This window comes from Mesorhizobium sp. BR1-1-13 (assembly GCF_020165515.1).
In the GTDB taxonomy this organism is placed as follows: Bacteria; Pseudomonadota; Alphaproteobacteria; order Rhizobiales; family Rhizobiaceae; genus Mesorhizobium.
Genome location: NZ_JAIUIH010000011.1, coordinates 22,167 through 43,559 on the forward strand (window position 1 = coordinate 22,167; position 21,393 = coordinate 43,559).

17 protein-coding genes and 2 pseudogenes are annotated in these 21,393 nt (G+C 64.1%); 8 read left to right on the plus strand and 11 right to left on the minus strand.

Features of this window, described 5'->3' with window-relative positions:
- Positions 1-37: 37 nt before the first annotated feature.
- Positions 38-487, plus strand: coding sequence for an RrF2 family transcriptional regulator (locus tag LB533_RS22760; RefSeq protein WP_140640127.1), 450 nt, complete (start codon positions 38-40; stop codon positions 485-487).
- Positions 477-1,376, plus strand: coding sequence for an NAD(P)/FAD-dependent oxidoreductase (locus LB533_RS22765; protein WP_140640129.1), 900 nt, complete (start codon positions 477-479; stop codon positions 1,374-1,376). The genes LB533_RS22760 and LB533_RS22765 overlap by 11 nt, the downstream gene beginning before the upstream one ends.
- 1 nt (position 1,377) lies before the next feature.
- Here LB533_RS22765 and LB533_RS22770 read toward each other — a convergent pair whose 3' ends face one another.
- A complete protein-coding gene (locus LB533_RS22770; RefSeq protein ID WP_140550215.1) occupies positions 1,378-2,148 on the minus strand; it encodes a DeoR/GlpR family DNA-binding transcription regulator in 771 nt (256 codons plus the stop codon).
- A 443-nt stretch (positions 2,149-2,591) separates the two neighbouring features.
- Here LB533_RS22770 and LB533_RS22775 point away from each other — a divergent pair, with 443 nt between their 5' ends.
- Together LB533_RS22775 and LB533_RS22780 are read left to right on the plus strand one after the other, a co-directional pair.
- Positions 2,592-3,470 carry a phosphotransferase family protein gene (locus LB533_RS22775; RefSeq protein ID WP_140640131.1) on the plus strand — a complete coding sequence of 293 codons (879 nt, stop codon included), beginning with the start codon at positions 2,592-2,594 and terminating at the stop codon, positions 3,468-3,470.
- A gap of 4 nt (positions 3,471-3,474) precedes the next feature.
- Positions 3,475-5,928: an FAD-dependent oxidoreductase gene (locus LB533_RS22780; protein ID WP_140640133.1), complete on the plus strand. Its 2,454-nt coding sequence runs from the start codon at positions 3,475-3,477 to the stop codon at positions 5,926-5,928.
- On the opposite strand, the gene LB533_RS22785 is transcribed toward LB533_RS22780, so the two are convergent.
- Positions 5,929-6,561, minus strand: a complete 633-nt coding sequence (locus LB533_RS22785; RefSeq protein ID WP_181169387.1) for a class I SAM-dependent DNA methyltransferase — start codon at positions 6,559-6,561, stop codon at positions 5,929-5,931.
- Between the two features lie 104 nt (positions 6,562-6,665).
- Here LB533_RS22785 and LB533_RS22790 point away from each other — a divergent pair, with 104 nt between their 5' ends.
- Positions 6,666-7,568 carry a phosphotransferase family protein gene (locus tag LB533_RS22790; protein WP_140640137.1) on the plus strand — a complete coding sequence of 301 codons (903 nt, stop codon included), beginning with the start codon at positions 6,666-6,668 and terminating at the stop codon, positions 7,566-7,568.
- Here the strand turns inward: LB533_RS22790 and LB533_RS22795 are convergent.
- The 3 genes from LB533_RS22795 to ilvD form a co-directional block, all read right to left on the minus strand.
- Complete coding sequence (locus LB533_RS22795; RefSeq protein ID WP_140640139.1) at positions 7,565-8,488, minus strand: DMT family transporter; 924 nt, start codon at positions 8,486-8,488, stop codon at positions 7,565-7,567. The genes LB533_RS22790 and LB533_RS22795 overlap by 4 nt on opposite strands.
- Positions 8,489-8,695: 207 nt before the next feature.
- Positions 8,696-9,976 (minus strand): amidohydrolase family protein, encoded by a 1,281-nt coding sequence (locus LB533_RS22800; RefSeq protein ID WP_140640141.1) that lies wholly within the window; start codon positions 9,974-9,976, stop codon positions 8,696-8,698.
- Positions 9,977-10,248: 272 nt separating this feature from the next.
- The gene (ilvD, locus tag LB533_RS22805; RefSeq protein ID WP_140640143.1) at positions 10,249-12,093 is read right to left on the minus strand and encodes a dihydroxy-acid dehydratase; all 1,845 of its coding nucleotides are present in this window, start codon (positions 12,091-12,093) and stop codon (positions 10,249-10,251) included.
- Between the two features lie 269 nt (positions 12,094-12,362).
- Between ilvD and LB533_RS22810 the strand changes: the two genes are divergently transcribed.
- A complete protein-coding gene (locus LB533_RS22810; protein WP_140497085.1) occupies positions 12,363-12,830 on the plus strand; it encodes a VOC family protein in 468 nt (155 codons plus the stop codon).
- 170 nt (positions 12,831-13,000) lie between these two features.
- Here the strand turns inward: LB533_RS22810 and LB533_RS22815 are convergent, their stop codons facing one another.
- The 5 genes and pseudogenes from LB533_RS22815 to LB533_RS22835 form a co-directional block, all read right to left on the minus strand.
- Positions 13,001-14,593, minus strand: coding sequence for a peptide chain release factor 3 (locus LB533_RS22815; RefSeq protein WP_140550224.1), 1,593 nt, complete (start codon positions 14,591-14,593; stop codon positions 13,001-13,003).
- A gap of 119 nt (positions 14,594-14,712) precedes the next feature.
- Positions 14,713-14,901 (minus strand): annotated as a pseudogene (locus LB533_RS30215) (DUF1127 domain-containing protein); the annotation flags it as partial.
- 135 nt (positions 14,902-15,036) lie between these two features.
- On the minus strand, positions 15,037-15,768 hold the full coding sequence (gene mddA / locus LB533_RS22825; RefSeq protein ID WP_140640147.1) for a methanethiol S-methyltransferase: 732 nt from the start codon (positions 15,766-15,768) through the stop codon (positions 15,037-15,039).
- Positions 15,769-15,922: 154 nt separating this feature from the next.
- Positions 15,923-16,456, minus strand: coding sequence for a hypothetical protein (locus LB533_RS22830; protein ID WP_140640149.1), 534 nt, complete (start codon positions 16,454-16,456; stop codon positions 15,923-15,925).
- A 16-nt stretch (positions 16,457-16,472) separates the two neighbouring features.
- On the minus strand, positions 16,473-16,754 hold the full coding sequence (locus tag LB533_RS22835) for a DUF4242 domain-containing protein (RefSeq protein ID WP_140640151.1): 282 nt from the start codon (positions 16,752-16,754) through the stop codon (positions 16,473-16,475).
- A 204-nt stretch (positions 16,755-16,958) separates the two neighbouring features.
- Here LB533_RS22835 and LB533_RS22840 point away from each other — a divergent pair, with 204 nt between their 5' ends.
- Entirely contained in the window at positions 16,959-18,767 is a 1,809-nt protein-coding gene (locus LB533_RS22840) for a winged helix-turn-helix domain-containing protein (protein ID WP_181169382.1), read from the plus strand.
- Between the two features lie 11 nt (positions 18,768-18,778).
- A pseudogene (locus tag LB533_RS22845) lies at positions 18,779-19,951 on the plus strand (FAD-dependent oxidoreductase); the annotation flags it as partial.
- On the opposite strand, the gene LB533_RS22850 reads toward LB533_RS22845, so the two are convergent.
- Positions 19,945-21,318 carry an amidase gene (locus LB533_RS22850; RefSeq protein ID WP_140640157.1) on the minus strand — a complete coding sequence of 458 codons (1,374 nt, stop codon included), beginning with the start codon at positions 21,316-21,318 and terminating at the stop codon, positions 19,945-19,947. The pseudogene LB533_RS22845 and the gene LB533_RS22850 sit on opposite strands and share 7 nt — an antisense overlap.
- Between the last annotated feature and the right edge of the window lie 75 nt (positions 21,319-21,393).

Genomic DNA, 21,393 nt, shown 5'->3' on the forward strand with positions numbered 1-21,393 from the left:
ACTTGACGGCTTCCGAACTCGTAACTAAATAAGTTACATGAAACGCAACAGCCGGCTGTCGTCCACCTTGCACATTCTGGTCCACATGGCCGAGAAGCCCGAGCAGGCGCTGACTTCGGAGCAGCTTGCCACCTTCATCCACACCAATCCGGTCGTGGTGCGCCGCACCATCGCAGGGTTGCGGGACGCCGGCATCGTCACCTCTTCACGCGGCCATGGCGGCGGTTGGCTGCTCGGGCGCCGGCCCGACAAGATCTCGCTGGCCGAAATCAGCGCCGCGCTTGGCGAGACGCTGCTGCCGTTCGGCACCGAGCCGGAGAGCCCCGGCTGCCTTGTCGAGCAGGCCGTGATCGCCGTCCTCGACGATTTTCGCATCGCGGCGGAGAAGCTGCTGGCGGAGAAGCTCAGCCGCATCACGCTGGCCGACCTGACCGCCGACTTCCGCCGCCGTTACGACCTCATCGGAGTCTCCAGCCATGCAGTATGATCTTGCCGTCGTCGGCGGCAGCTTTGCCGGCCTGTCCGCCGCCATCCAGGCGGCCCGGGCCCGGCGCAACGTCCTGGTGATCGACGCCGGCCAGCCCCGAAATCGGTTTGCCACGCATTCGCACGGTTTCCTCGGCCAGGACGGGCGCACGCCCGGCGCCATCCTGGAAGAGGCAAGACGGCAATTGCTGGCCTATCCGACAGCCCGGCTTGTCAAGGGACGTGCGGACAAGGCAGTCGCCAATAGCAGCAGCGACTTCGAAATCAGCACAGAGGGCGGCGAGACCTTCGGCGCCGCGCGGGTGGTTCTGGCCACCGGCGTGCGCGACATCCTGCCGGAGGTTCCCGGGCTTGCCGAGCAGTGGGGCAAGACCGTGCTGCACTGCCCCTATTGCCACGGCTACGAAGTTTCCGGCAGACCGCTTGGCGTGCTCGCGACCGGGCCCATGTCCCTGCATCAGGCGCAGTTGATCGCCGACTGGGGCGACGTCACGCTGTTCGGCAACGGCCTGATCGAGCCCGATGCTGAACAGATGTCTCTCCTGGAAGGCAAGAATGTGAAGTTCGAACCCGCTGCGGTCGCCGAACTGCGGGAGGATGGCGCGGGCGGCTTGACGGTGATCCTCGACGGCGGCCGAAAGGCCGGGGTTCGCGCGATATTCACCGCGCCGCGCAATAGCATGGCGAGCCCGGTGGCCGAACAGCTCGGTTGCGGCTTCACGGACGGTCCCCTCGGCCCGGTGATATCAGTCGATGACAGGCAGCAGACGACGGTTCCCGGCGTCTACGCCGCGGGGGACGCGTCACGCGCGATGCACAACATCGCCTTCGCCGTGGCGGGCGGCGCCTTCGCCGGCATATGCGCCCACCAGTCGCTGGTATTCGGTTAGGTCAGGCTGCGTCGCCCGCGATGCTGAGCCGCGCGCCGGCCTGCGCCAGGCCAGCAGCGATGTCGCGCGGCGGCGGCCGGTCGGTGGCCAGTTCAGAAAAGCCGTCGAAGCCGCAGACCTGCACCAGGCCCTGGCGCCCGAACTTGGAATGATCGGTGACGACGAGCGAACGCTGGCCGCGCGACAGCACCATGCGGGCGAACTCGGCCTCGTCGAGGTCGTAATCCATGACACCCGTCACCGCATCGACCGCGCCCGTCGAGATCACCGCATGGCTGACCGAGAAGCGGCTGACGAAGTCGATGGCCGAGGCGCCAAAGGCGGCGCCGGAATCGCTACGCAGCTCGCCGCCGGCCATGTAGACCTTGTTGCCGTTGACGGTGGCCAGCGTGCGGGCGATGTCTGATGAGTTGGTGACGACCGTCAGCCGCCGATGGCCGAGCAGTTCACGCGCCAGGAACGAGGTGGTCGTTCCCGTGTCGAGCATGATCGATTCGCCGTCGCGGATGGTGGCGGCGACCATGCGGGCGATGAGACGCTTGGCCTCGGCGTTCTCGCGCATGCGCCGTTCGAACGGCGCTTCGCCGATCGTCGACGGCAGCCCCACGGCGCCATGCATCTTCAGGAGCGAGCCGTCGCTGGTGAGGGGCTTGACGTCGCGGCGCACGGTTTCCAGCGAAACGCCCAGGCGGTCGGCCAGACTCGCGATGGTGACGGTGCCTTCCTCCTGCAGAAACCGCAGGATTTCGCCGTGTCGCTTGGAATGGCTCATCGGGTCATTTCCGGTCGCGCCATGATGCAGTGACCGCTTCTATGGCAAATCTGCCGCATATTACACGGAATCTCGAAAGAATACGGGCAGGAAAGCAGAAAAAGCCACAGAATCTCGTTGACAACATGGCTTACCCGGCGTGACACTGATGCCGTGTCAGGCTCGCACTGCCACGGAAGAGCGATAGCGGAGCCTGATCTGAATTTGTGTGCCCCAAGGTCTGGAAACTGCCTGACGCGAGGGCGACTGGAAGAATTTTCTCATCCGCGGGGGCGGATGCCGGCCTCGAAGAGCCCGGCACGTGGGGCTCGTCGGTGCGGCGCGGGATACCGATCCCGAATGCCGCGCCGGCGAGGTCTTTGCCAGAACGAGCGTCCGGACAAACGGCGGGCCGCCGCGGCGGCGCCGCTCCGTCGGCGCCTTGCCGGACGAAGGGCGAATTCATGACGGCCGAGGACCGCATCCGTGCCCTGCCTTGCTGGACAGGCAGCGTCGAGATCGAGCCGCTGCCCGGCGGACTGAGCAATGCCAACTACTTGGTCAAGGACGCGGCCGGGAGACATGTCGTGCGCTTTGGCAGGGACTATCCCTTCCACCACGTCTTTCGCGAGCGTGAGGTGATGACCGCACGCGCCGCGCATGCCGCCGGTTTCGCGCCTGCGGTCCGCCATGCCGAACCTGGCATTCTGGTGACGGAGTATCTCGGCGCCAAGACCTGTCTGGCTGAGGACGTGCGCGCCAATCTCGGCCGTGTCGCCGCCCTGATGCGGGGCTTCCACCGCGAGATGCCCAACCACGTCTCCGGTGCCGGCTTCATGTTCTGGGTGTTCCACGTCATCCGCGACTATGCGCGCACGCTGGAGGACGCCGGCAGCCGCAAGGCGGGCGACCTGCCGCGCCTGCTGGTGCTGGCCGACGAACTCGAACGCGCCCAGAAACTGCTGCCTATCGTGTTCGGCCACAATGATCTTTTGCCGGCGAATATTCTCGACGACGGCAGCAGGCTATGGCTGATCGACTTCGAATATGCCGGCTTCAACACCGCGATGTTCGACCTTGCCGGCGTCGCCTCGAACGCCGGCATGAGCGACGAGGAATCCTTCGCCTTCCTGACTGCCTATTTCATGAAGGAGCCAGATGAGGCGATCCGCCGCTCGCATGCGGCCATGCAATGCGCCTCCCTGCTGCGCGAGGCGATGTGGAGCATGGTTTCGGAACTCTACCTCGACGTGCCCGGCATCGACTACGTCGCCTACACGGAAGAAAACCTGACCCGGCTCGACGCCGCGCTGGAAAACTACCGGACAAAATACGGGACCTGAACCCATGACTTTGCCAACCCAGGCAGCGATCGTCGTCATCGGCGGCGGTATTATCGGCTGCTCGACGGCCTACCATCTGGCGCGCGACCACAAGGCAGATGTGGTGCTGCTCGAACAGGGCAAGCTGACCTCGGGTTCGACCTGGCACGCCGCCGGGCTGGTCGGGCAGCTGCGCTCGTCGGCCTCGATCACGCGCGTGCTGAAATATTCGGTCGACCTCTACAAGGGGCTGGAGGCCGAGACCGGCCTTGCCACCGGCTGGAAGATGAGCGGGTGCCTGCGCCTTGCCACCAATGCCGACCGCTGGACCGAGTACGAGAGGCTGGCGACGACGGCGAAGAGTTTCGGCATGGACATGCAATTGCTGTCACCGGCGGAGGTCAAGACCATGTGGCCGCTGATGGAAACCGGCGATCTCGTCGGCGCCTCCTGGTTGCCGACCGACGGTCAGGCGAGCCCATCCGACGTCACCCAGTCGCTGGCCAAGGGAGCGCGCATGCATGGTGCAAGGCTTTACGAGGATGTGCGCGTCACCGGCTTCGAGATCAAGGACGGCCGCATCCTTGCGGTGAAAACCAGCAAGGGTGACATCGCCTGCGACAAGGTGGTGAACTGCGCCGGACAATGGGCGCGGCAGGTTGGCGCCATGGCCGGCATCAACGTGCCGCTGCAACCGGTGAAGCACCAGTTTATCGTCACTGAGAAGATCGACGGGCTGGCGACCGATGTCCCCACCATCCGCGACCCGGACCGGCGCACCTATTTCAAGGAAGAGGTCGGCGGGTTGGTAATGGGCGGCTATGAGCCGAACCCGCAGGCCTGGACGACTGATCTCCCCGGGGGCGACGTGCCCAACGACTGGGAGTTCAGGCTGTTCGACGACGATTATGATCATTTCGAACAGCATATGAGCCAAGCGATCGCGCGCGTCCCGGCGCTGGAAACCGTCGGCGTCAAGCAGATGATCAACGGGGCCGAGAGTTTCACGCCGGACGGCAATTTCATCCTCGGCGTGGCGCCCGAATGCGCCAACATGTTCGTCGGCGCCGGCTTCAACGCCTTCGGCATCGCTTCGGGCGGCGGCGCGGGCTGGGTGCTGGCGCAATGGGTAGTCGATGGCGAGGCGCCGTTCGATCTGTGGGTCGTCGACATCAGGCGTTTTTCCAGCCTGCATCGCGACCGGCACTGGGTCCGCGAGCGCACGCTGGAAGCCTATGGCAAGCACTACACGATCGGCTTTCCGCATGAGGAGTATCTTTCCGGCCGGCCGCGCATCGTTTCGCCGCTGTACAACAGGCTGAAGCAGCACCGCGCCGTGTTCGGCTCGAAGCTCGGCTGGGAGCGGCCGAACTGGTTCGCCCCCGAAGGCGTCGAGCCGCGTGACATCTATTCCATGGGCCGGCAGAACTGGTTTTCGGCCGTCGGCGACGAACATCGCCATGTGCGCGAGCATGTCGGCATCTTCGACCAGTCGTCCTTCGCCAAATACGAACTGAGCGGGCCCGACGCGCTGAAGGCGCTGGACTGGATCTGCGCCAATGACGTCAACAAGCCGGCCGGCCGGCTGACCTATACGCAGCTTCTCAACACGCGCGGCGGCATAGAGGCCGACCTCACCGTATCGCGGTTCGGCGAGGAAAGGTTCTACATCGTCACCGGCACCGGTTTCCGCACCCATGACCTGTCCTGGATCGGCGACCACGTCGAAAAGGAGCTCGACGTCACGCTCACCGACGTCACCGAGGATTTCGGCACGCTGTCGCTGATGGGACCGCGCGCCCGCGAGGTGCTCGCCGGCGTGACCGATGCCGACGTTTCCAACAGCGGCTTCCCATTCGGCCATGCCCGCGAGATTGTCATTGCCGGCCACACCGTGCGGGCGTTGCGCGTCACCTATGTCGGGGAACTCGGCTGGGAGCTGCATGTGCCGATCTCGGCAACCGGCGAGATCTTCGACGCGTTGATGGCGGCAGGCAAGCAACATGACATCCGCCCGGTCGGCTACCGGGCGCTGGAATCGCTGCGGCTGGAAAAGGGCTATCGCGCCTGGGGATCCGACATCACCCCCAACGACACGCCGCTGGAGGCCGGCCTCGGCTGGGCGGTGAAGCTTCGCAAGAATACGGATTTCATCGGGCGACGCGCCTTGGAGAAAATCACTGGCGGTGCACTGAAGAAGCGTTTCGTCGGCTTCACGGTCGACGATCCTGAAATCGTGCTCGTCGGGCGCGAGACGATCCTGCGCAATGGCGAGCCGGTCGGCTATCTCAGCAGCGGCGGCTATGGCTACTCCGTGGAGAAGAACATCGGCTACGGCTATGTGCGCAATGCCGACGGCGTGAGCGACGATTTTCTCGCCTCGGGCCGCTATGAGCTGGTCGTGGCGATGCAGCGCACGCCGGCAGAAATCCATCTCAAGCCGATGTATGATCCGGCGGGGATCAGGATCAAAGCGTAATCAGGTCACACGCAAGGCTAGGCAGCGGCTGGGCACCGTATCGGCCTCGCCCGGCATCGAGACGTACGGGCGCGTTTCCTCGATGCGGGTGACCAGCCCCTGCGCCTCCAGCTCCGCGACACGCGCGGCAAAGCCCAGATCCCAGAGCGTGTTCTTGACCGTCAGCACGATCACGCCGCCCGGCCGGCAGATGCGGATCAGTTCGTCCAGTCCTTCGGCACCGACATGGCCCGAGGTAAAGACGCCGGCCGAGATCACCCCGGCATAGGCGTTGTCGGCAAAGGGTAGCGGCCCGCCAAGCGCCAGACAATGCAGGGCCGAATAGACGCCCTTGCGCGCGGCCTGATCCAGCATGCCTTGCGAGATGTCGAGCGCCTCGACCTCGGGGTAGCCGGCAATGTCAAGCCATTCGCCGATGAGCCCCGTGCCGGCCCCCGCATCGAGCAGCGGGGCCGAACCGCGCGGCAGATGGCGGGCCAGCAAGGCCAGGCAGATGGTGGGATGGCGATAGCCGGCGGCCGACATGTCGCTGTCGTAGGTCTGCGACCAACGGTCATAGAGCGCCGCCACTTCTTCCGGGCGCTTGGCCGCGTAGGCAGCGCCAAGCGCGCCCTTATGCTTGCTGTCGGTCACTTCTGTCCTGTCCGCCATGCCCTAAATTGGTCTCGTACGGATAATAGCCAAAGCACGAATTTTGTGGAACCGTCGCTGCGACAAATAACAGCGGGGGAGCAGGCATGACAATGGACGAGGCACGGACAGAACTTGCCGCTATTCCCATGCTGGCCGGCTATAGCGGGCCGCTGGAGCGGCTTGGCGGCCTCACCAACCTGGTTTTCAAGGCCGGGGACTTCTGCCTGCGCATTCCAGGCAAAGGGACCGAGGAATACATCAACCGCGCGAATGAGGCGGTGGCAGCGCGCGAGGCGGCTAAGGCAGGCGTCAGCCCCGAGGTGCTGCATGTCGATCCGGGTACGGGGGTGATGGTGACGCGCTTCATCGCCGGAGCGGTGACGATGTCGCCGGAAAAATTCAGGGTTCGGCCGGGCAGCCCGGCGCGTGCCGGAGAGGCCTTCCGCAAGCTGCATTCGTCCGGTGCTGTGTTTCCGTTCCGTTTCGAACTGTTCGCGATGATCGACGACTATCTCAAGGTGCTGTCGACCAAGGAGGTCGCCCTGCCCGCCGGCTATCACGACGTGGTGCGCGAGGCCGGTGGCGTGCGCGCGGCGCTGTCGGCCCACCCGCTGCCCGTCGTTGCCTGTCATTGCGACCCGCTGTGCGAGAATTTCCTCGATGCGGGTGACAGGATGTGGATCGTCGACTGGGAATATTCAGGAATGAACGATCCGCTCTGGGATCTTGGCGACCTTTCCGTCGAAGGCAGGTTCGATGCCGCGCAGGACGAGGAGATGATGCGCGCCTATTTCGGCGGCGAGGCGAAACCGGCGGAGCGCGGCCGCATCGTCATCTACAAGGCGATGTGCGACCTGTTGTGGACGCTGTGGGGACTGATCCAGCTCGCCAACGACAACCCCGTCGACGATTTCCGGGCCTATGCCGACGGCCGCTTCGCGCGCTGCAGGGCGCTGATGGAGACGCCGGAATTTTCGCGCCACCTGGCAGCGATCCGCGAGGGCTAATTCACACCCTTCGGCACGTTTTCAGGCGGCACCGTCGTGTCGACCACCTTCTGGCGGTGGAAGATGAACAGGCCAGCCAGTACGACGATGCCCGAGCCGATGAGGATGCGCGGGCCGGGAACGTCGCCGAAGAACACCAGCCCGAAGACCACCGCCCATAGAAGCAGCGTGTAGTGCAGCGGCGCCAGCGTCGAGGCCGGCGCCAGCTTGAGCGCCCGCGTGATCATCAGATGGGCGCCGCAGGAGACGATGCCGAGCAGCAGCATGGCGCCGAAATCGAGCGCCGACGGCGTCTGCCAGGCGCCGATGGTCAGGGCGCCGCCGACCAGCAGCGTGCCGACGGTCTGCCATGTCACCAGATTGGTGTCGCTGGTGCCGCGCAAACGCCGGTTGAGGATGATGGCGAAGGCGAAGGCAATGCTGCCCGCCAGCGCGAAGCCCGACGACAGCGAGAAAGCCGCCGAGGAGGGCTGGAGCATGATCAGCACGCCGCAGAAGCCGAGCAGGATCGCCATCCAGCGGCGCCAGCCGACCTTCTCGCCAAGCAGGAGATGCGAGAGTGCCGCCACATAGATCGGCCCGGCCATGTAGAAGCTCATCACATCCGCAAGCGGCAGATAGACAACGGCGGCATAGAAGAGCCCGGTATCGAGCGTGGTCATGATGACGCGTAGGACCTGCAATTCGGGCCGTTCCATGCGGAACAGCTTGGTGGCGCCCTGGTGGGCGATCATCGGACCGAGCACGAAAAACGCGCCGATCGACCTGATCAGCACCACCTGGCCGACGGAAAAGCTGGCGACCAGCCATTTGCCCATGGCGTCGTTCAGCGCAAACAGGAAGTCGCCGGCCAGCATCAAAAGAATGCCGGCCAGAAGCACGTTCCTGATTGTGGAATTCTGCGCCACGGGTTGCGTCATGCCGATCCCGATTCCTTGCCTGTCTAGGGCGGTTCACCGTTTTACGAAAACGGCGAACCGCTCTATCTCTTTATTTCGCGCAATTCCGGACGGAAAACCGTACACACTTTCCTGAAATTGCTCCAGGCCGCGTCGTAGACGGAAGCGGCCGTTTTGACGAGGAGAAATCCGGGAATCGGCAAGGCCAGTGCCGGGAATCGGCTGGGTCTAGGGCGATACGTGCCGCCGGTTCACCAATGCCGGCCTGCCGGGGATGGCAAGCCGGGTGTCCTGCCTGGTTCGTTCCGCCACAACCTTGCCCCTGGCGATGACGCAAATGCGTTCGGGGCGCAGGCGAATGGCCTCGACCGGATTGCCGGCGTCGAGGACCACGAGGCTTGCGCGCTTGCCGACGGCGAGGCCCAGATGATCGAGCCCCATGATGGCGGCATTGACGTTGGTGACCATGTCGAAACAGCGCGCCATGTCGGCCGGGCTCGACATCTGGGCGACGTGAAGCCCCATGAAGGCGACGTCGAGCATGTCGGCGGTGCCCAGCGAATACCAGGGATCGAGCACGCAATCCTGGCCCCAGCCGACGCGGATGCCCAGCGCCAGCATCTCCTTGACCCGAGTCATGCCGCGGCGCTTGGGAAACGTGTCGTGGCGCCCCTGCAGCATGATGTTGATCAAAGGATTGGGGATGGCGGAGACGCCGGCCTCGGCGATCAGCGGCAGAAGCTTCGAGACGTAGTAATTGTCCATCGAATGCATCGAGGTGAGATGCGAGCCGGCCACCTTGCCCTGAAGGCCGAGGCGCTGCGTCTCATAGGCCAGTTGCTCGATGTGACGCGACAGCGGGTCGTCGGTCTCGTCGCAATGCAGGTCGACCATCAGGCCGCGTTTTGCCGCGATTTCGCAAAGCTCGGTCACCGAGCGGGTGCCGTCGGCCATGGTGCGCTCGAAATGCGGAATGCCGCCGACGACATCGACGCCCAGATCCAGCGCGCGAATGGTGTTTTCCCGTGCCCCGGGCGAGCGGTAGAGCCCATCCTGCGGAAAGGCGACCAACTGCAGGTCGATATAGGGCGCCACCGTCTTCTTGACGTCGAGCAGGGCTTCGACCGCCAGCAGCCTGTCGTCGCAAACGTCGACATGGGTGCGGATGGCGAGCAATCCCATCGACGCCGCCCAGTCGCAATAGGCGAGCGCGCGATCACGCACCGCCTCATGCGTCAGAAGCGGCTTCAGTTCGCCCCAAAGAGCGATGCCTTCGAGCAGCGTGCCCGAGGCGTTTATCCGCGGAATGCCGTAGGAGAGCGTCGCATCCATATGGAAGTGCGGGTCGACGAAGGGCGCAGAGACCAGATTGCCCCGCGCGTCGATCGTCGTGCCGGCGTTGCCATCGAGCTTCGGCTCGATCGTCGCGATCGTCTCGCCGACGATGCCGATGTCGGCAACCCTGCCGTCAGGCAATGTGCCGCCGCGCACAATGAGGTCGAAGTCCATCTGTGTCATCCCCGAAGAATCAGCGCCTGTCGGCTGCCGCAGTGATCGCGGCGGGCGAAAAATCTTGCCACGTGGCGCCGCCCCTCATCCGCCTGCCGGCACCTTCTCCCCGTATAGAGACAGGGAGAAGGGAGATGCTGCGACCTCGCCGCCATTTTTGCAACGTCTACAATTGGCGAAATCTTTGGTTATAGCCCTTTCTCCCCGTCACTTACGGGGAGAAATGTCCGGCAGGACAATGAGGGGCAGCACGAACCTGGCCGATTCGAGCCCTACTCCGGAACGTGCCTCACCGCACCTTTGTCAGCGCTGGTGGCGAAGGCGGCGTAGGCACGCAATGCGGTCGTCACCTTGCGCTTGCGCTTCTCTTCGGGCTTCCAGGCCAGAGCGCCCTTGGCCGCCATTGCCGCCCGGCGGCTGGCGAGCTCCTCATCGCTGACGGCGAGGCGGATCGAGCGGTTAGGGATGTCGATCTCGATCGTGTCGCCTTCCCGCACCAGCCCGATCGTGCCGCCTTCGGCGGCTTCCGGCGAGACATGGCCGATCGAGAGCCCCGACGTGCCGCCGGAGAAGCGCCCGTCGGTGATCAGCGCGCAAGCCTTGCCCAGGCCCTTCGATTTCAGATAGCTGGTCGGATAGAGCATTTCCTGCATGCCGGGGCCGCCGCGCGGTCCTTCATAGCGGATGACCACGACGTCGCCGGCCTTGATCTCGTTCGAGAGAATCGCCTTGACCGAGGCATCCTGGCTTTCGAACACCCGCGCCGGGCCGGTGAATTTCAGGATCGACTCGTCGACGCCGGCCGTCTTCACGATGCAGCCGTCGAGCGCCAGGTTGCCCTTGAGCACGGCAAGGCCGCCGTCTTTGGAAAAAGGCGTCTTCGCCGAGCGGATAACGCCCGTCTCGCGGTCTAGATCGAGCTCGTCCCATCGACGGTCCTGGCTGAAGGCGACCTGCGTCGGCACGCCGCCGGGCGCGGCGAGGAAGAAATCGCGCACGTTCTGGCTGGAGGTGCGGGAAATATCCCAATGATCGAGCGCTTCGCCCAGGCTTGATGTGTGCACGGTCGGCAGGTCGCGGTTGATCAGTCCGGCTTGGTCGAGCTGGCCGAGAATCGCCATGATGCCGCCGGCGCGGTGGACGTCCTCCATGTGCACGTCGGACTTGGCCGGCGCCACCTTGCACAGCACGGGCACCCGCCGCGACAGCCGGTCGATGTCCTCCATGGTAAAGTCGACCTCGCCCTCATGCGCCGCGGCCAGGATGTGCAGCACGGTGTTGGTCGACCCGCCCATTGCGATGTCGAGCGTCATGGCGTTCTCGAACGCGCCTTTTGAAGCGATGCTGCGCGGCAGCGCCTTTTCGTCGTCCTGCTCGTAATAGCGCTGGGCGAGATCGACGATCAAGTGTCCGGCCTCGACGAACAGCCGCTTGCGGTCGGCGTGTGTCGCCAGTGTCGAACCGTTGCCCGGCAGCGACAAGCCGAGCGCTTCGGTCAGGCAGTTCATCGAATTGGCGGTGAACATGCCCGAGCAGGAACCGCAGGTCGGGCAGGCGGAGCGCTCGATGACCTTGACGTCCTCGTCGGAGATCTTGTCGTCGGCGGCGGCGACCATGGCGTCGACCAGGTCGAGCGCCTGCGCCTTTCCGGCGAGCACCACTTTGCCCGCTTCCATCGGCCCGCCGGAGACGAAGACGGTCGGGATGTTGAGGCGCAGCGAGGCCATCAGCATGCCGGGCGTGATCTTGTCGCAATTGGAGATGCAGACCATGGCGTCGGCGCAGTGGGCGTTGACCATGTACTCGACGGAATCGGCGATCAGCTCGCGCGACGGCAGCGAATAGAGCATGCCGTCATGGCCCATGGCGATGCCGTCATCGACGGCGATGGTGTTGAATTCCTTGGCGACGCCGCCGGCCTTCTCGATCTCGCGCGCGACCAGCTGGCCGAGATCCTTCAGGTGGACGTGGCCCGGCACGAACTGGGTAAAGGAGTTGACCACGGCGATGATCGGCTTGCCGAAATCCGAGTCCTTCATGCCGGTGGCGCGCCAGAGGCCGCGGGCGCCGGCCATGTTGCGGCCATGGGTGGTGGTGCGGGAGCGATAGGCAGGCATGAACTTTCCTTAGCTGGCTGGCTGCGCCCGATGCGGAGCGTCGCGGCCCTGAATATGGATCGCAGGCGTTATAGACCGGCAAATATGGTCTGGCCACATTTTTGCTATGCGCCAGATTCTCCAGAAAAATTCAGAGTTTGCGAAAAAGATCGCCTCCCGTGTCGGATCGCCTGCCGGACGCCCGTCCTTGGATCAACGGCAAGGGAGTGGGACCATTTTCTCAGACAGCCGTTCCATTGTAGCAGCAAGAAGCAACCGAGGAGCACGACATGCAAAAGATCACCACCTGCCTGTGGTTCGATGGACAGGCCGAAGAGGCGATGAACCACTATGTCTCCATCTTCAAGAATTCGAAGGTGCTGAGCGTCATGCGTTGGCCCAAGGGCCACGCCGATGAAGGCAAAGTGCTGCTGACCACGTTCGAGCTCGACGGCGTGCCGTTCCAGGCGCTCAACGGCGGACCGCAATTCAAGTTCAACGAGGCGATGTCGCAGTCGATCGACTGCAAGACGCAGGAAGAGGTCGACTATTTCTGGGAGAGGCTCACCGAGGGCGGCGAGCCCGGCCCGTGCAGCTGGCTAAAGGACAAGTTCGGCGTCTCCTGGCAAGTGGTGCCGGAACAGCTGCCGCGCCTGCTACAGGATCCGGACCGGGAAAAGGCCGGCCGGGTGATGAGTGCGATGATGAAGATGGGCAAGATCGACATCGCCAAGATCGAAGAGGCAGCGAAGGGGTGAGAAGTGGTCCGCGTAGCGGACGGAAAGCCAATTCCTTGGCTTTCCGAGCTTCGAACGCCCTGAGCCCGCGAAGGGCAGGGCTGTCCATTGATTTTTTGAGGCCGGCGCTGCCCCTCATCCGCCTCTCGGGCACCTTCTCCCCGTGAACGGGGAGAAGGGAAGACCGCGCCTCAAGCCGCCTTGTCGCGGACTTGATAGTCCTTGATCGTGGCGAAGCGGATCGCCTTCCAGCGCTCGGCTTCGTAGTTCAGCGAAAAGGCGTGCTGGGCGAGGAACACCGGGTCGTTATCGAGATCGCGGGCAATGTCGCCGCGGTGGGCTTCGATGAAGCGCTGCACTTCCGTCTTGTCGTCGGCCGATATCCAGCGGCAGACCGAAAAACGCGACATCTCGAATTCGACCGGCAGCGTGTATTCGAAGTTCAGCCGCTCCTTCAGCACGTCGAGCTGCAGCGCACCGACGACGCCGACGATGGCTGGCGAGCCGTCTTCGGGCGAAAACAGCTGCACGACGCCCTCCTCGGCCATCTGGTGCAGCGCCTCCTTCAGCTTCTTGGCCTTCATCGCATCACCGAGGCGCACACGACGCAGGATTTCCGGGGCGAAGTTCGGCACGCCGCGGAACAGGATTTCCTCGCCCTCGGTCAGCGTGTCGCCGATGCGCAACGTGCCGTGGTTGGGGATGCCGACGACGTCGCCGGCAAAGGCCTCGTCGGCGGTGACGCGGGTGCGGGCGAAGAAGAATTGCGGCGCAGACAGGCTCATCGGCTTGCCGGTGCGCACCAGCTTGGCCTTCATGCCGCGCTCGAGCTTGCCCGAGCAGACGCGCACGAAGGCGATGCGGTCGCGGTGGTTGGGATCCATGTTGGCCTGGATCTTGAAAACGAAGGAGGTCATCTTCTCCTCGGTCGCCTCCACCATCCGGGTGTCGGCATCCTGCGCGCGCGGCGGCGGCCCGAAAGCGCCGAGCGCCTCGATCAGGTCGCGCACGCCGTAATTGCGCAGCGCCGAGCCGAAATAGACCGGCGTCAGATGGCCCTCACGGAAAGCGTCGATATCAAGGGGCCTGCAGGCTTCTCGCGCGAGCTCCAGCTCCTCGATGAAGGCCTCACGCTCGTTTTCCGGCAACAGGCCGGCGACGCGGTTGGAATCGGGACCGTTGACCGGCGTGCGCTCCTTCTCGTCGTCACCCTTGCGCACGGCGTTCAGCGCCAGGTGGTAAGTGCCTGAAAACGTCCTGCCACGGCCGATGGGCCAGGTGATGGGCGCGGTATCGAGCGCCAGCTTCTGCTCGATTTCGTCGAGGATCTCGAAGGGGTCGCGGCTCTCGCGGTCCATCTTGTTGACGAAGGTGATGATCGGGATGTCGCGCAAGCGGCAGACCTCGAACAGCTTCAGCGTGCGCGGCTCGATGCCCTTGGCGGCGTCGATGACCATGACCGCCGAGTCGACCGCCGACAGCGTGCGGTAGGTGTCGTCGGCGAAATCCTCGTGGCCGGGCGTATCGAGCAGATTGAAGACATTGTCCTCATACTCGAACGTCATCACCGAGGTGACGACCGAAATGCCGCGTTCGCGCTCGATCTTCATCCAGTCCGACCGGGTCTGGATGCGGTCCTTCTTGGCCTTGACCTCGCCGGCAAGCTGGATGGCGCCACCGAACAGCAGCAGCTTTTCGGTGAGCGTCGTCTTGCCGGCGTCCGGGTGGGCGATGATCGCGAAAGTACGGCGGCGCGATACCGCCTGTTCGATGTCTTCAGCCAATTTATGAAATCCTGTCTGTGGCGCGGGCTTCTAGCAGCGCTTTCCCGGCCTGTCGACGGTTTTGGACCGACGGCGACTGGCGTCCCTGTCGCCGAACCAGGTGATGACTGGATTTCGGAGCGGTTGATGCCGATGTCGCGCAGCAGGTAATCCGGCAATTCCCAGAGCCGTGCACGGTCGCGCCGAATTCGGATGATGCGAGCGATGGCGCGCAGGACGGAAAGACACAATTCGGTGGCGGCTGTGACGAGCCGCGAGCTGATGGGATGATCGACGATGAGATCCGGTTTTATATGTCCTGTTGTCATGGCTGTATTTCCTCCGTTCAAGTGATGGGATAAGCGCACGCTGCGTTGGCGCGGCGACGGGTCGCTGTAGGCATGAGCTGTTTGCAAGGACCGCGAGCGGTGGTCGCATGGCGTTTGTTGGCGAATGCCCGCTGCTCAGGCCGACTTGCGCCAGGGGATGAGCATCGAGACACGCTCGCGGTAACGCCGATATTCGTCGCCAAACATTTCGATCAGGTCGCGCTCTTCGAGAAAGATGCCGACCAAGATGTAGGTCGTGGTCACGGCGGCAAAGAAGAGGTGGCCGAAAGTCATGATCGGCGCCATCCAGAACGCGATGATAAAACCCAGATAGATCGGATGGCGGACAAATTTGTAGAGCACCGGCGTCTTGAAACGCACCGAGGGCATGTCGCGACCGATGAGGTTGTTGGCGACCTGATGCAGGCCGAACAGCTCGAAATGGTTGATCAGAAAGGTGCTGGTGAAGACCAGCACCCAACCGACGAATGACATGCCAAGGATCACCGTGGCGACGGTCGGATCGGTGACCTGCCACGCCACGGCCGGTATCGGGCGCCACTGCCAGAACAACAGGTCGAGCGCGAGGCTCGCGAGCAGTACGTAGGTGCTGCGCTCGATCGGCTTCGGAATCCAGCGCACCCACCAGTTCTTGAACGGCTTGCGGGCCATCACGCTGTGCTGGACGGCGAAGAGAACCATCAACAGGAGGTTGACGGTGAGAGCCTCGGCAAGCGGAGCAACCGCTCCGGTATCGATGGCCTTGGGAACGACCAGGCCGCTTACGAAGCCGATGGCGTAGACAATCGTACCGAAGAAGACGAGATATGCGGCCAAGCCGTAGGTGAATGCGAAAATGCGACCCATGGTCGATCTCCCTCCAAGTTGATGGTTGTTGGCCGCGTCGGTCGGACGACGAGCCCCTCGACGAGAGCAACGAACCCTCCGGCGACCATCCAGATCGCCGCGAGATACCTGGGAGGGCCACGCAATGCCCCTCCCAGGCGCTGCCTGATGCCCCTCAAGACATGTCGTGTTTGCAGCTCACATAAGGGTTCCAGTCGGCGAACATGCCGGCCGGGTTATGCCGCCAATGCCAGACGTGAAGCTCGTAGTAGGGGTCCACCGGGTGGACACCCACCGTGGTCTTGCGCTGGAGGGTGCGGCCGAGGAACTCGGGAACGCCCTTCCCCTTCCAGTCCTTCTCGAAGACGATGTATTCCATGCCGACAAGCTGCATGGATCCATCCTGTTCCGGCTCGTAGGTCAGCACGTCCGGCTCGCCCAGCACCAGCTTGCCGTCTCCTGCCCGCGCGGGGTTGATGAAATGAACGCCCATCGTGCCGTGCTCGTCATGGGTGGTGCATTCGAACAGCTGCTGGTAACCCTCGGCCTTGGCGACCTCGATATTGACGTACCTGGACGCCATTTCCCGGGACCGGTTAAGCGCCGGATCTGGCGTATCGTGGGCATCCGCGGTGCCGCAGGCGAGCGCGGACGCCCATATGCCTGCGGACAAAGCGGTGCCGAGGATCAGATTTGCGAGGAGTTTCACGACAGCTCCCTCCCCGTCAGGCGCCGGCATGTGCCGTCGTCGGATCGAACAGGCGCTTGACCTGCGTGATCTTCGTGGCCGGGAAGCCGCTCATCTTCGCGTGGCGCTGGATGATCTCTTCATCCTTGGCGAGATAGACGCAGAACGTCTTGTCGTCGGCGACGAAGGATTCGACCCACTGAATTTCCGGGCCGAGTTCGGCGAGAACGGTGTTCGAGGCCCTGGATGCTTCGCGAAGCTGCTCGCGCTCGAAAGTACCGACCTTGGGAATTTCGCGTTCGATGATATACTTTTGCATGTCCGTAGTTCTCCTTGTCTGGGTTCAAATGCCGCCGGACGGGCGATCGTGTCGCTACCGGTGACATTCCTGGGATCACTGCGCTAAAGTGCAGCTTGGCTCACCAGGCACACGGAGAATTACGGGAGGGGCGGCCAACAGTCCTTACGGCGCCCTTACCTTGTTCTGATCCTTTGCCTATTGTCGCAGGAGGAAATGCTGTCGATGGGGGTCTATAGTTTCGGCGATTTCGAGCTGAACGAGGAATCGCGCACCCTTCGTCTCACAGGCAGAGAAATCGAGGTGCAGCCGCTGGTGTTCGATTTCCTGGCTGTTCTGCTGCGGTATCAGGACCGTGCCTTGAGCAAGGACGAATTGCTCGAAACACTGTGGCCGGGAGTCACGGTAACCGAAGCCTCGTTGCAGCGCGTTGCCAGCCTCGCTCGCACCATCCTGCGCCAAGGCGGCATGGAAACGGCGATGCGCAACCTGCCACGGTTCGGCTACCGGATTTGCCTCGACAGACCGGCCTCTTCCAATCCAAACTCGAGCCCGGCCGACCCAGTTGCCGCGATCGCCGGGTCGCAGATCTTGCGTGCACGCGCGGCAGCCACGGCCAGGAAATGGCAAGAGGCCGTGGCCTGTTTCGTCGAAGCGGATGCCCAACAGGAGGTTCTCACCGCCGACCTTGAGGAATGGGCGCTGGCCCTGGAGTGCATGGGGCGGCCATCCGAAGCCATTCCGCAGTTGACGCGTGCGGTGGCGGCCCATAGCGTCGCCGGAGACCGACTGCGGGCGGCTTCCCCGGCGATCACCCTTGCGCGGATACACCTTGAAAGAGGCGAACTCCCAGTGGCGAAGGGCTGGCACAAGCGTGCTGCACAGTTGATCGATGCGGCCACCGACAGCCGGGAGCATGGCCTGTGGTGCTGGATGGGCGCGCGCATCATGGGCGCGGAAGCCCAGCCCGAACAGGCGCTGGCGTTGGCCGAACAGGCGTTCGAAGTCGGCAAGCATCTCGAAGATCCGGTCGTGGAATCGCTCGGGCTGATCTATCGCGGCTTCTTCAAGCTCTGCCTTGGGGAAACCAAGGCCGGAGAGGAAGACCAGGACTTCGCGGCTGCTCTTGGTCTGTCGAGCGACATTGATCCCATCGTCGGCGGCATTCTCTATTGCAATATACTGTGGGCCTGCCGGAGTTTCGGCGACTGGACGAGAGCCAATCAATGGACGCTCGGCTACGAAAGCTGGTGCAAGGGACACGGGCTCGACGACCTGTCGGGCTCGTGCCGGCTGCACCGCGCAGAAGTGCTCGGAGTGCACGGAACGCTGAAGGAGGCCGAGGCGCTGGTGCGCGCGGCTATCGACCAGCTTGCGCTTGACGCGCCTTGGGCAACGGGCGATGCATTGCGTGTTCTCGGCGATATTCATCTGGCTGCCGGTGATCTCACCGAGGCGGAGGTGGCCTATCGTGCGTCCCATGCCGCAGGCTGGGATCCGCAGCCGGGCCTTGCCCTGTTGCAACTGGAACTGGGACAGGCCGAGGCCGCTTTCGCCGCTCTCGAGCGTTCCCTTGTCGGCAGCAGCTGGCCGACCCTGCAGCGCAAGGGGCTGGTTCTCGCCACGCTTGCCAAGGTGGCGGCAAGGACAGACCGGCCGGAGCGGGCGAAGGAAGTCATCGCCGAGTTGGAGAGTCAGCCACAGCGTTGGCCCATGGCATCGATCCGGGCGCTGACGGCGGAAGCCAAGGCCGAGCTGTTTTCACGCGAAAACCGTTTGGCCGATGCAGCCCGCGAACTGCAGATCGCTTGCTCGCGCTGGAGCGAGATCGGTTCGCCGATCGGTGCCGCCGATGCCCGCCTGTCGCTGGCGGCGCTGCTTATCCAGCTTGGGGATCGCACAGGCGCCGAGCTGGAACTCGGCACCGCGCTGGCCGCTGCAAGGAAAGTAGACTCCTCACGGCTCATGCGGCGTCATGACGAGTTGAAGCGACTGCTCGCCGACGTGCAGGAAGAACGGCTGGACAGCGCGTAGCTCTCGCAAAGCGGATCGTCATATCCGCAACCGGTGCCAGTCCTGACCTTACCCTTGAGATCGAACCGATGCGATGGCATGACGGGACAACTCCCATCAAGAGCCAGAGCATGAGCAGCGCGAAGGAAGTCATCGTCATCGGCGCCGGTATCATCGGCGCTTCCATCGCCCGGCACCTGGCCAAGGCCGGGGCACGGGTCACCGTCGTTTCCGAGAGCGGCGCCGGCGGGATCGCCACGCCGAATTCCTTCGCCTGGATCAATGCCAGCTGGGGCAATCCGGAAGTCTATTTCCGGCTGCGCACCCGCGCCATGGCGGAGTGGAAACGGCTGGCAAACGAGCTGCCCGGCCTTCCGCTCGCCTGGTGCGGCGGGCTGTGCTGGGACTTGCCGGCGGACAAATTGGAGGCCTATGCGGCGGAGCATTCGTCCTGGGGTTATGGCATCAGGCGCGTCGACGGTGCCGGCGCGGCTGGCATCGAGCCCAATCTCGCCGAGCTTCCCGACTTTGCCTTGCATGTCGCCGAGGAGGGCGTCGCCGAGCCGGTCGCGGCAACAAAAGCGCTGCTGGCCGACGCCGAACAGCGCGGTGCGCGCATCGTCTCCAGCACGGTTACAGCGCTTGTTCAGACCGGGGGCAGGACGACGGGCGTGGACACCGCCCATGGCCTGCTCGCCGCCGATGAGGTGGTGATCGCGGCCGGCGTCGGCTCGCCGGAGATTGCCGCGACGGCCGGCATAAAGCTACCGATCGAAATGCCGCCCGGCCTGATCGTCCATTCGCGGCCTTACAGAAAATTGCTAAACGGGCTGGTGCTGGCCGAGCGGCTGCACATGCGCCAGACGGCGCAAGGCCGCATCATCGCCGGGTCGGATTTTGGCGGTGCCGATCCGGGGGTGGATGCGGCGGCGACGGCGCGCGAGCTGTTTGCGGCGCTGCAAGCGATGCTGCGCGGCGGCGACGGCCTGGAGCTCGATTTCCATACGGTCGGTTACCGGCCGACGCCGATCGACGGCTTCCCGATCATCGGCCGCGCCGAGGGCATGGACGGCCTCTATATCGCGGTCACGCATTCCGGCATCACGCTGGCGCCGGCGGTCGGCTTGTTCGCCGCGCGCGAAATCCTCGACGGCGAGCGCGATCCGCTGCTGGCGCCCTACGGGTTGGATCGGTTCGCTCAATAGTTTGGTGGACGGCTGAAGCCGCCGGTCAACGGCGCCATAGCCCCGGCAATAGCGAGCAGCCGTGATTCCGACCAGCGTTTGCCGACCAGTTGCAGACCGATCGGCAGGCGGTCTCGGTCCTGTCCGTACGGCATCGAAAGTGCCGGATGGCCACTGTAATTGAACACCGCGCCATAGGCCGGGAGCATCCAGTAGTCTTGGTCCTTGCCATCGACCTTGACCGGTGCGCCGGGCTCGCAATGAGGAAACGCGCTAGTCATGGCCACCGGGCAGAGCAGCGCGTCGCAACTGTCGAAGAAGGCGTCCCAGGCGAGGATGGATTTGTCGCGACGGGCGAGCGCTTCGAACCAGCGCGAGACGGGGGTCGGCTGTTCCGGCGGCCCGGGTTGCGTCGCCTCCATCATCATGCCAATCAGAGCTCCGCCGTGCCTTAGATCATCACGCAGATCGAGCTTGGGCAGTTTCGCTTCCTCGACAATGGCACCAGCCGATTGCAACTGCCCTGCAAGGTTGTCGACCGCTGCACTGATGTCGCCAGCCACCGGGAAGCCGGGAAACGACGACGCGAAGGCGATGCGTAGTGTCTTGAGGTCGAGCTTCGGCATGTCTTCGACCGGCACCGGGGCGACATCGGTGTCGCGCCCGTCCGCTCCGGCGATGATTTGATAGATCAAGGACAAATCGTCCACGCTGCGCGCCAGCGGCCCGAGACAGGACATCAACCGGACGCTGCGCGCGGCGTCGCCCGGGTCCGGAAAAGCGCCGGCCAGCGAGACGCGATGCTCCGTTGGTTTCAGGCCATAAACACCGCAAAACGCGGCGGGGAGACGGATCGAATCCTGCATGTCGGTGCCGACATCGAACGGTGTCATCCCGGCGCAAATCGCGGCCGCAGCGCCGCCGCTGGAACCGCCTGCGGTGCGCTCAAGATTCCAGGGGTTGCTGGTCCGGCCGAACAGCGGATTTTTCGATTGCCAGTCGGACAGCATGCTGGCGACATTGGTCTTGGCCATCAGCACGCCGCCGGCCGCCTTCAGCCTGGCAACGACCGGGCTGTCTTCTTTCGCCGCATAATCGGCGAAAGGCGGGAAGCCGACCGTGGTCGTCATGCCTGATGTCTGGTGCATGTCCTTCAGGGCGAACGGGATGCCGTGCAGCGGTCCGAGCGCAGCGCCGCTTGCGAGTGTCGCATCGGATTGGTTGGCGCGTTCGCGCGCACCTTCCCTGTCGAGCGAGACGACCGCGTTGACTGCTTCGTTATGACTGTCGATCTGCGCCAGATGGGCATCGAGCGCTTCAACGGCGGAGATTTCGCGCGCGGCGATGGCGGCGGCGAGGTCGACGGTTGAGGAGAAGACGAGTTCCATGGTGAATGCTCCGACTTGGCCGCGCTTGTCCGTCAAGATGGCGGACAACGGCACGGTTTCAAGCGGAGTTGAGCG